The 10514-nt window shown below is 65.2% G+C and carries 6 protein-coding genes and 1 pseudogene; 6 read left to right on the top strand and 1 reads right to left on the bottom strand.

The window, feature by feature from the left end:
* Positions 1–395, bottom strand: a pseudogene (locus tag WS69_RS34630) (hypothetical protein); the annotation flags it as partial.
* Between WS69_RS34630 and WS69_RS10155 the strand changes: the two are divergent.
* From WS69_RS10155 to WS69_RS10130, 6 genes are all read left to right on the top strand, one after another.
* Complete coding sequence (locus WS69_RS10155) at positions 355–1395, top strand: collagen-like triple helix repeat-containing protein (protein WP_059470649.1); 1041 nt, start codon at positions 355–357, stop codon at positions 1393–1395. The pseudogene WS69_RS34630 and the gene WS69_RS10155 sit on opposite strands and share 41 nt — an antisense overlap.
* Before the next feature lie 92 nt (positions 1396–1487).
* Positions 1488–2771: a methyltransferase family protein gene (locus WS69_RS10150; RefSeq protein ID WP_059470648.1), complete on the top strand. Its 1284-nt coding sequence runs from the start codon at positions 1488–1490 to the stop codon at positions 2769–2771.
* Between the two features lie 603 nt (positions 2772–3374).
* Entirely contained in the window at positions 3375–4706 is a 1332-nt protein-coding gene (locus tag WS69_RS10145; RefSeq protein WP_059470647.1) for a hypothetical protein, read from the top strand.
* Between the two features lie 31 nt (positions 4707–4737).
* The gene (locus WS69_RS10140; RefSeq protein WP_059470651.1) at positions 4738–6066 is read left to right on the top strand and encodes a cellulase family glycosylhydrolase; all 1329 of its coding nucleotides are present in this window, start codon (positions 4738–4740) and stop codon (positions 6064–6066) included.
* Between the two features lie 121 nt (positions 6067–6187).
* The gene (locus WS69_RS10135) at positions 6188–8551 is read left to right on the top strand and encodes a GNVR domain-containing protein (RefSeq protein ID WP_059470646.1); all 2364 of its coding nucleotides are present in this window, start codon (positions 6188–6190) and stop codon (positions 8549–8551) included.
* A 473-nt stretch (positions 8552–9024) separates the two neighbouring features.
* Positions 9025–10284 carry a glycosyl hydrolase gene (locus WS69_RS10130; protein WP_059470645.1) on the top strand — a complete coding sequence of 420 codons (1260 nt, stop codon included), beginning with the start codon at positions 9025–9027 and terminating at the stop codon, positions 10282–10284.
* The last annotated feature ends 230 nt before the right edge of the window (positions 10285–10514 follow it).

The following is a 10514-nucleotide window of genomic DNA, read 5'->3' as shown; positions in this document are numbered from 1 at the left end:
TCCGGCACGTCGGGTACTTCCGGCACGTCGGGTACTTCCGGCACGTCGGGTACTTCCGGTACCTCGGGTACTTCCGGTACCTCGGGTACTTCCGGTACCTCGGGTACTTCCGGCACGTCGGGTACTTCCGGCACGTCGGGTACTTCCGGCACGTCGGGTACGTCGGGTACGTCGGGTACGTCGGGTACGTCTGGTACGTCTGGTACGTCTGGTACGTCTGGTACGTCTGGTACGTCTGGTACGTCGGGCACCGCCTCCTCCCCGCTTGGCAACATCCTCGCGCAAACCGGCAATCTGATCACCGCGACGGGGACGGTCGTCTCCGCCACCGGCAACCAGATCTCCGGCACGTCGGTGCCTGGCGTCAACAGCGCGACGACCACGGATCTCGGCAACGCAGTCAGTTCGCTCGGCAACGGCGTCCAGACGCTCGGCAACGGCACCGCCGCCGGCCTCGGCACACTCGGCACGTCGCCGAACCCGCTCGGCCCGACGCTCACGTCGACGTCCGGCGTCGTCTCGAATGTCGGCAACGCAGTTTCGTCGCTCGGCGGCGTCGTGACGAGCATCGGCACCGGCCCCCTCGCGCCGCTCGCGCCCGTCACGTCGCCGCTCGGCGGCGCGGTCGGCACGCTCGGCAGCACCGTCACCCAAGTCGGCTCCGGCCTGAACAACGTGCTCACCAGCGCGCCCGTCCAGCAGCTCGAAACCGGCGTGAGTTCGATCATCAACCCGATCACGAACGCCGTCTCCGGCACGACGCAGACGGTCGGCGCGGTCACCGGTCTCGGCGCACCCGTCAACAATCTGCTGACCACCGTCGGCAGCGGTCTGAACGCGGCCGGCGCGAAGGTGTCGGGCTCGACCAACAACCAGGTGGTCCAGGCAGTCGGCGGCGTCGTCAGCCAGCTTGGCAACACGGTCACGAGCGTCGGCGGCCTGCTGACCGGCGGCACGACCAATCCGCTTGCACCGATCACCGGCGTCCTGTCCGGCGGCTCGTCCAATCCGCTCGCGCCGATCACGAGCATCGCGGGCTCGCTGACCGGCGCGGCAGGCGCGACACAGCCCGGCACGACGCCGAATCCGCTTGCGCCCGTCACCGGCCTGCTCGGCGGCCTGTCGGGCTCGACGGGCGGCAACGCGACGTCCGGCCTCAACCTCGTGCTGTCGCCCGTCACGAACCTCGTCGGCTCGCTCGCCATCAGTGCGAACGGCACCGTCGCGACGACGTCGCCCACGACGAGCACCGGTTCGACGACGACCGCGCCCGTCACGGGCGTCGTCGGTAGCCTGACCGGCAGCACGACCGCGAGCGGCTCGGCGACGACAAACCTGCTCGCGCCCGTGACCAACCTGATCGGCGGACTGCTCGGCGGCGTCACCGGAAAGTAAGCAGACAAGCAAGCTGAACGGCGCAGCGGCCGGGCCCAACCACTCCAAACGCCCGGCCGCCCGCCGTCCATGTCATGACACGGGGGGATGACATGCAATCCACTCTCGACAGCGTCGCGAACGCCCAAGAACGGCCGCCGCATTCGGCAACGCCATTTTCGATCGGCCTCGCCGGCATCGCGGCGGGGCTCTTCACGTTGTGGGCGTCGCGCGGCTCAGCCGCACTGACCGGCACGGAGCGCAGCCTGCTCGCATGCGCCGCGATCATCGCGACGATCGGCGCGTATGAGCTGTTCGTCGCGCGCGTCCATCTGCGTCCGAGCGCCGGCCTCGCGAACCGCGCGCTGCGGCCGCTCAGCGTCGCGCGCGTGTCGCTGCGGCTCGCCGCGCTCGCGTCGGTCTATGCGGGCATCGCGCTCGTCTACTGGCTGCTGCCCGAATACCACGGCGCGTTCTACCAGCCGTTCTGGTCGCTCGTCGGCACGCTCGCGCCGTACATCGCGCTCGCCGCGCCGATCTATTTCTGCTGGATGGACCGGCGCCAGCGCGATGTCGACGACGCGTATCTAGAATGGGGCCGCTGGCTGTTCCGCGGACAGCGCCCGGCCGATTGGCGGCCGATCCGCGAGATGCTCGCCGGCTGGGCCGTGAAGGCGTTCTTCCTGCCGCTGATGGTCGTCTATCTGTCGACCGATGCGAACCGCATCGGCGCGTCGTTCGCGAGCGCGGCGAGCGCGCCGTTCTCGCTCGCGACGTTCCGTTTCATGTACGACCTGTCGTACACGATGGACCTGATGTTCGGCGCAGTCGGCTATCTATGCACGTTTCGCCTTCTCGACAGTCACGTGCGCAGCGTCGAGCCGACGACGCTCGGCTGGCTCGCCGCGCTGATCTGCTATCAGCCGTTCTGGTCGCTGATCGGAAACAACTACATCCGCTACGAAGGATCGATGTTCTGGGACAACTGGCTGCTGTCCGTGCCCGTCGTCCGCTTCGTGTGGGGCGGCGTCATCGTCGCACTTCTGTTCTGCTATGCACTGTCGACGATTTCGTTCGGACTGCGTTTCTCGAACCTGACGAATCGCGGCATCATCACGTCGGGCCCGTACCGGTTCACGAAACATCCGGCCTATCTCGCCAAGAACCTATCGTACTGGATGATCTCGGTGCCGTTCGTCGAGCCGCTCGGCTGGCGCCTCGCGATCATGCATTCGACGGCGCTCGTCGCGGTGAATCTGCTGTACTGGCTGCGCGCGAAGACCGAGGAGCGGCATCTGATGCGCGATCCCGAATATCGTGCGTATGCCGAGTGGATCGATCGGCACGGGTTGTTCGCGAAGCTCGCGAGGTTGGTCGGGCAGGAGCGGCGTGCGTGATGGAAATGCTCGATGACTTCCAGCAACCGCATTGCTGATTTGGCATCCGAAATACGGGCATTTCGAGATTACTTATCCAAATAAGAACAGACGCACCAGCGGTTCCCTACATTCACGCATCGTCCGGGCCCAAAATCGGGACCCCCGCGCATGATCGCGCCGGCGCATCCCCGGCATCGTTCGCGTGCCTCCCCGCCCGCGAACGCCCCCCCCGGCCGCGGTCCGCACCGCCAGCATCGTCGCGCGCGGCCTTCCGCCAAGCGCGCGCCGCCGCCCACCGTCTTCCCCTATTTTTACCGCGGTCAACGCCGTTTCCCCGCCTTCCGCCCCATCTGCGTAGTGTGGGCTGTCGTACTTTCCCCGCCGGACGGCGACGCTATCCTTCGACGCAGATGCATGGTTCGCGCGCCGATCCCTGTCCGACGCCGCCGCCCACGGGCGGCGGCTCCTCCCGCCAACCCAGCCGTCGGAGCGACGGCCGGCCGCGCGAACGCGTCCACGGGCGTGCGGCCCGAGTGAGTCAGACGACTTGAGCCGAGACCGCGGTTTTGCGGCATCGCTCGCTGATTGAAGACGGCACGCGCAACCGTTCGAAACCCGACGATGCCGGCCCGAAAGATCCAGCCGTTCGACTCGCCATTCGACTATTACGCACCGATGCAAGGTATCTCGAAGATACACAGACTCTGGGCGGCAACGTTCGTCATCGCAGTTGCGAACGACGTGTTGTCCGGCGCGATCCGCTACTACACGTCGCTCGCGGGCGTCGCGGCGCTCGGCTACCTGCCGAAGGCGCTGATGGTCGCGTGCCTCGGGCTCGCGATCGTCCAGCGGCCGAAAGCGAGCCACGTGCTCATCGCCGCGTACCTCGCCGCACAGACATGCGTGTCGCTCGCGAACGGTGTCGGCCTGAGCGCGGTCGGCTTCTGGATCTGGACGATCGCACCGATGCTGTTCGCAATCGTCATACCGCAGCAGGCACTCGAAGAACTCGAATCGCGCCGGATGCTCGGCGCGTTCGTCGCGCTCGCGCTGCTGTGCATCGGCGGCGTGCTGCTCAATTATTTCATCAAGCTGCCGTGGGTCGGCGGCAGCGTCGACATCGGCGGCGTCAGCGTGCAGCTCGCGAAATCGTCGTACGTCGGCACCTCGTCGCGACTGCCCGGCTTCGGTCGCAGCAGCGCAACGACCGGGCTGATGATCGGACTGCTGACGACCTGGATCTTTCCGCGCGTGCGCTCGCGGCTCGCGCTCGCCATGCTGCTGGCGTTGGCGGCGGCCGGCATCTGGGCGACGACGAACAAGACGACGCTCGTCGCGCTCGCGTTCGTCGTCGCGTTGCATTTCATGCTGCGCACGCACTCGTTGCGAACGGTGTGCATCTGGGCGACCGTGCTCACGATCGCACTGCCGATCGCCGGCTGGGTCGTCACGCTCGCGAGCACGCAGGACGTCGGCAGCTCGGGCTCGCTGTCGTCGATGCAGGACCGTTTCATCAATACGTGGCCGCTGCTGATCGAAGGGCTGCTGCGCGAGCACCTGATCTGGTTCGGCATCGGGCCGGGCGGCTTCGGCTCGGCGGTCGGCTATTACACGGCCGACTTCGGCTTCAACGTCGGTTACGCGGACAACATGGCGCTCTACACGGTCGCGAACTTCGGCGTGATCGGCGCCGTGCTGATCGTCGCAGCTTTCGTGCGCTTCATCCTCACGCAGCCGGCATACGACCGGCCTGTCTGGCTGATGCTTTGCTTCCTGCTCGTGAGCGGCGTGACGACGGACATCTGCGAGACGATCGGCTGCCTGCTGTTCCTCGGCGTGACACTGCGCTCGATCAGTCTGCGTGCGCCGCAGCGTGCGCGCATCGCGAGTGCGCGAATTGCATTCGACCGGCTGCGATACGGTGCCGGCGTGAGCGCGCCGATCGCGCGCTGAAGCCGCGATGCGCCAAGAAGGAAACGACGATATGACGAACCGCACGTCCAACCAGCGCCGCCGAATGCTTGCCGCGCTTGCGAGCGCGGTGCTCGCCGCACCGGGCTTCGCTGGAGCCTCGACTACCGTCGTACTCGGCACCCCAACCACGAACGTCATCGCAAAACGCGCATACGCCGATCTGCCGGGCTTCGCGGCGTCGCGCGACAACACCGGCATCGCCGTGCACGACATCGGCGATACGAAGCTGCTCGATGCGGTGAAAGACGCCGGTTTCTCGTTCGTCCGCGCGGACCTGTTCTGGGAGGCAGTGGACACGCCGCACGGCTGGGATTTCTCGAAGTATGACGCGCTCGTCGCCAATCTGTCCGCACGCGGGCTCGGTGCGTTGTTCATTCTCGGCGGCATGCATCATCTGCACAGCCCGAACCAGCCGCCGACGACACCCGCCCAGCTTGCCGCGTTCCGCCAGTATGTGTTCAAGGCGGCGCAGCGCTTCAAGGGCAAGCCGGTGCGCTTCGAAGTGTGGAACGAGCAGGACCACAAGACCTACTGGCTCGGCGAGCCGTCTCCCGCCGCTTACCGGAACGTACTAAAGCAGGCGGTGCAAGCGGTGAAGGCCGCGAATCCCGACGCGATCGTCGCGACGGGCGGCGTGCAGCAAGTCAACCGCACGTTCATCCGCGCGGTCGGCGACATCGCCAGCCGCGCGCAGCCGGCGCCCGACGCGATCAGCGTGCACCCATACCGGCAAACCGAGCCGGAAACGGTGTTTGCCGACTATGCGGCGCTGCGGCGCGACCTGTCGGCATATCGCACGCTGCCGCAGATCTGGGCGACCGAATGGGCGTATCCGAGCTACGGCTACAACTACGTCGCCGACATCGGAGACGGCCATTCGAGCGTCGCACGCGAGCGCCAGGCGAGATACGCAGTACGGCTGCTGCTAGCGAACTGGATCTCGCAGATCGGGCTCACGTCGTACTACGACATTCGCGACGACGGCCGCGATCGCAAGAACATGGAGCACAACTTTGGACTCCTCGACACCGACAACGGAAGGCTGCCGGCATACATTGCAGTTCGCCAGTTGTTCTCGTTCACCAGGAACGCCGAACGCGCCCGGTATTTTCAGGATTCGGACGCGCGCTACGTGGTGCTGAGGCTGACCGCCGCACGTGCGACGAAATACGTGGTCTGGTGCTACGGCGACGACAACGCGATCGGCGTCGACCTGTCGCGGCTGCCGACCGGCGCAGTCGTGACCGACATGTACGGCGCCGGGCTCGATGTCGGCAGCCGCAGACGACTCGACGTCTCGGAGGCACGAGGGCCGATATTCATCACGATCGGAGCATGAGCGTCGCGCCCGGCGCCCGCCCTCGCGCGGAACCGTGCTCGATCGCTCGATGAAGAGCACTGATTGAGAGGATTGCGGCGGCCGGCATCGCGGTCGTCGTCGCATATCACGGGAAACAACGATGGATCTGAAAGCACAACCCATTTCGGCGGTACCGCACGCAAAGAGAAACGACGGGCTCGCGGGCCTGTGGTGGAGCGTCGTGCGGCACCGGCGGCTCTTTGCGACGATCGTCGTCGTGTTCTTCGCGCTCGGCGTCCTGTATGCGCTCGTCGCAACGCCGCAGTATCGCGCCGAAGCGCTATTGCGGATCCAGACGAAGCCCGGATCGTCGATCAGCGCGCTGTCGGACGTGTCCGGCACGATCTCGAACGGCCCGTCCGCGAACGACGAGAGCGAAGTGCTGACGTCGCGCGCGATCGTCGGCACTGCGATCGAACAGATCGGCGCGAACCTCGACATCCGCACGCTCGACTATTTCCCGTTCGTCGGCCGCCTGTTCGCGTCAGGCCATGCGAACGACGACAAGCTCGCGTCGCCGTTCCTCGGCATGTCCGGCTTCGCGTGGGGCGGCGAAAAGCTGAAGCTCGGCGAATTCTCGTTGCCCGATGCCGCGCTCGGCGACAAGTTCCGGCTCGTTGCGGGCGAAAACGGCCAATGGACGCTCTATGACAAGAAAGACCGCCTGCTCGCGCGCGGCGCGGTCGGCCAGACCGTGCCGTTCAGCGTCGCCGTGGACGGCGAACAGGCGCAAGCAGGCCAGATCCGCGTCGACACGCTGCGCGCGCGTTCCGGCATTGCGTTCTCGATCGTCAAGGAGCCGACACAGCTCGTCTACGACGACGTGATGAAGAAGATGAAGACGGTCGTGGCGAATCGCGATTCGACGCTCGAAGAGCCGTCGATGATGAAGCTCGTCTACCAAGCCGACACGCCGCAGCGCGTACAGGAGATGGTCAACGCGATCGTGCGCGTCTACCTGCAGCGGGACATCGCATATCGCGCAGAGAAAGCGCAGCGCAATCTCGACTCGCTGCACGCGCGCCTGCCCGGTCTCAAGAAGGATCTCGAGAAAGCCGAAGATTCGCTCAACCGCTACCGCACGACGACGGGCACGATCGATGTCGACCAGCAAGGCATCGCGCTCATCAACCGGCTGAACTCGTTGTCCGAACATCAGACCGTGCTGCAGCTCGCGCTCGACAACGTGAAGGCGCGCTTCCTGCCGGGCAGCACGACCTATCAGACCGTGCAGACGCAGCTCGATCAAGTGAAGAAGGAGATTCAGCAGACGACGACGGCGGCCAACAAGCTGCCGACCGCTCAGCGCGAATTCGTCCGGCTGTCGCGGCAAGTGTCGGTCGCGACGCAGCTCTATACGAGCGTGCTGACCAATGCCCAGCAGCTCGAGATCGCCGTCGCGAGCACGACGCCGGGCGTGAGTGTCGTCGATTGGGCGAACAAGCCGTACAAGAAGGCGTGGCCGCAACGCGGCATCGTGATTCTCGGCGCGCTGCTCGGCGGGCTGTTCGCGGGCCTCGCCGCCGCGTATCTGCTTGCGCGCTATCGCAACGAGCTGAGCGCTCCGCAATCGATCGCAGACGTGTCGGACATTCCCTGCGTCGCCGTCGTCGCCCCTTCGGCATCGGCGCTCGCGCTCGACGACGACAGAACCGGCGCCGCGCGCGCGACGGTGAAACCGCTCGCCGCACGAAATCCAAACGATCCGGGCATCGAAGCGCTGCGTGCGCTGCGCACGAGCCTGCGCGCGGCGTTCTCGCACGACGGCCGCAGCGGCGGCAAGGTGCTGGTGTTCGCGGGCCCGACCGCAGGCGTCGGCAGCAGCTTCGTCGCGTCGAATCTCGCGTATCTGTTCGCCGACGTGAACGCATCGGCGCTGTTCGTCGACGCGGACATGCGCGGCGGATCGCACAATCCGCTCAGCGTCGGCCGCAACGGCGGCGGCATCGGTCTCGCGAACGTGCTCGAAGGCGGGCAATCGCTCGACAAGGCGATCATCAAGATCGGCAAGAGCAAGCTATCCGTGATGACGCCCGGCACGCTCACGGGATCGAATCCGGGCGAGCTGCTCGAACGCGCCGAATTCTCGCAGTTGCTCGCGACGCTGCGCACGCGCTATGACTATGTGATCGTCGACGCGCCGCCCGTGCTGCCGTACAGCGACACGCTGTCGATCGCTGCACAGGACTGCGATGCGGTGCTGCTCGTCTCGCGCGGCAGGACGACCCGCGCCGCGGAGCTCGAAACGGCGCTGCAGCGCCTCGACAGCGTCGACGCGAAAGTCTCCGGCCACATCTTCAACGCATACGTTGCGCCGCCCGATCACCCGCGGACGTCGCAGCAAGCCTGGTGGCGCGATGTCGCCAAGCGTTGGGCGAAATCGCAGCGCACCGCCCGTCCGGCACGAGCAAAGCAGACGTTCCGGATGGCAAAGGGAACCGTCGCGAAAACCTCCCGAAACTGACGGCAGTGAGTCCGATCTCGTCGGATTCCGAATCAATGCGATATGAAGAAGCAATCGCAGAAAAAACCGGGAGCTTCCATACTCCCGGTTTTTTATTGGTTCGAGCGTTCGTATCTTTGCTACAACGACGAAGATCGTTTCGTGAATAGATCGCGAGTCGAATAAGAACCCCAATAGAAAAAACGCGCGTCGCACGCGCTCTCCGGCACGTCCCCAACACGAACCGCGGTCACGCGCCACGGCGGCCAAAGCCCGTCGCATAAGGCTCTCATCGCTTGCGTGAGCAATGGCGTTCGCCATATCGATCCGCGTTTCGAACATACGCCGAACCCTCCGCCGAGTGGGGAAAAGCCGCCCCGAAGCCACTATTTATCTCTCAAACGCAAACATTCAGAACGATCGCGTCGGAATTTTGAGATAGCTTTATCTCAATTTAACCTAAAATAGAAGTTTCTCTATTCGGGGACCCCACCATGAAACGCCTAGCCGCGGTCGCCATGAGCGTGACACAATTCATTAGTATTCCTATCAATTATCCGGCTGCGAGGGCTGCATTGCTCGCGCTGTTGCTCTCCGCTTGCGGCGGCGGCGGAGATCAAGGCAAGGTCAACGCCGCCGCCGTCGCGCCGACGAACGGTGTCGTCGTGCCCGCTTCCGGCGCGTCGGCGACGTCCGGCTCGTCCGGCTCGTCCGGCTCGTCGGGTTCGTCGGGTTCGTCGACATCGTCGTCCGGTACGGGCACATCCGCGCCCGCGTCCGGCGCGTCTTCGCCTTCGGAAACCACTTCGGTGCTGCCGTTCTTCGGCGTGAACGGACATTACGTCGACGGCGGCGTCTATGCATCGATACCGCTCGCGACTCAGGCGGCCCACCTTGCCGGACTCGGCATGAACGTCTATCGGCAGGATGTGTACATTCCGGATCACGTCAACACGCTCGCATCGACGGTCATTCCCGGCCTCGGCCCCAACGTCACGGTCCTGCCGATGATCGAAGCGCACCCATGGGCCGATCCTTCGCTGAACGGGCAGCAGCCGACCGAGGCGAGCGCCTATGCGTACGCATACAAGCTTTCCGCCTACGCGGCGAAGAAGCTAGCCGGCATCCCGATGGTGGAATTCGGCAACGAGTACGATCTCGACAGCCACAACGCGCCAATCCAGGGCGACGGTGTCAATATTTCGGATTACGACAATTCAACCTTTCCGATCTGGCGTGGCGCGCTTACGGGCGCGCTCGACGGCTGGCGCTCGGTCGACACGAATCGCACGACGAAGCTGATCGCGAACGCGACATCAGGTGCGCTGCATTTCGGCTTCCTCGACGGTCTGATGACGGGCACACAGCCCGATGGCACGACCGGGCACCCGAAGATTACGCCGGACGTGATCCAGTGGCACTGGTATTCGAACGGCGGCGACTTCGAGAACGCGCTCGGCAAGACCGGCAGATACAACGTGCTTGCACGGCTGAAGGAGCGCTACAACTTGCCGATCATCGTCACCGAGATTGGCGTGAACACGGACAACTCAGACGCACAGATCTCCGCCTACATCGCGAAAACGATTCCTGAGCTGGTCGCGGCAAAGGCGGCCTACAACGTCATCGGCTTCAACTGGTACGAGCTCTATGACGATCGCAGCGGCCCTTACGGTTTGTTGACGGGCAGCGCACAAGAAAAGCCGCGCTACGGGCTCATGAAAGCGGCGATCGCCGGTTCTGCCCTAAACTGATCGGCGCTCGCGCGGCGACACTCGCGTCGTGAGAATGCAGCGCGCTTGTAACCAACCGGTAACGCGTGCTTCCGCTTGGCAGAACGCGGTCCGCCTTGCCTTCGCATGCACTCGATGCCGGGCCGCGCACCAGATCCGCGCGGCTCTCGTCATCGCCCACCGCCGCGCCGCTGACGGTCCGTCGCGTGGTTACCTTTGATTACAACGCCGCCGTTGTGTGACACATGCGG

It is taken from the genome of Burkholderia sp. BDU5 (assembly GCF_001522845.1).
Taxonomy (GTDB): Bacteria; Pseudomonadota; Gammaproteobacteria; order Burkholderiales; family Burkholderiaceae; genus Burkholderia; species Burkholderia mayonis.
The sequence above is the reverse complement of the archived record's forward strand: the minus strand, read 5'-3'. Positions and strand labels throughout refer to the sequence as shown.

What these genes read in the sequence shown, in the direction of transcription:
- WS69_RS10150 (WP_059470648.1), top strand. Translation starts at nt 1,488, where the DNA reads ATGCAATCCACTCTCGACAGCGTCGCGAACGCCCAAGAACGGCCGCCG.
- WS69_RS10145 (WP_059470647.1), top strand. Translation starts at nt 3,375, where the DNA reads ATGCCGGCCCGAAAGATCCAGCCGTTCGACTCGCCATTCGACTATTAC.
- WS69_RS10140 (WP_059470651.1), top strand. Translation starts at nt 4,738, where the DNA reads ATGACGAACCGCACGTCCAACCAGCGCCGCCGAATGCTTGCCGCGCTT.
- WS69_RS10135 (WP_059470646.1), top strand. Translation starts at nt 6,188, where the DNA reads ATGGATCTGAAAGCACAACCCATTTCGGCGGTACCGCACGCAAAGAGA.
- WS69_RS10130 (WP_059470645.1), top strand. Translation starts at nt 9,025, where the DNA reads ATGAAACGCCTAGCCGCGGTCGCCATGAGCGTGACACAATTCATTAGT.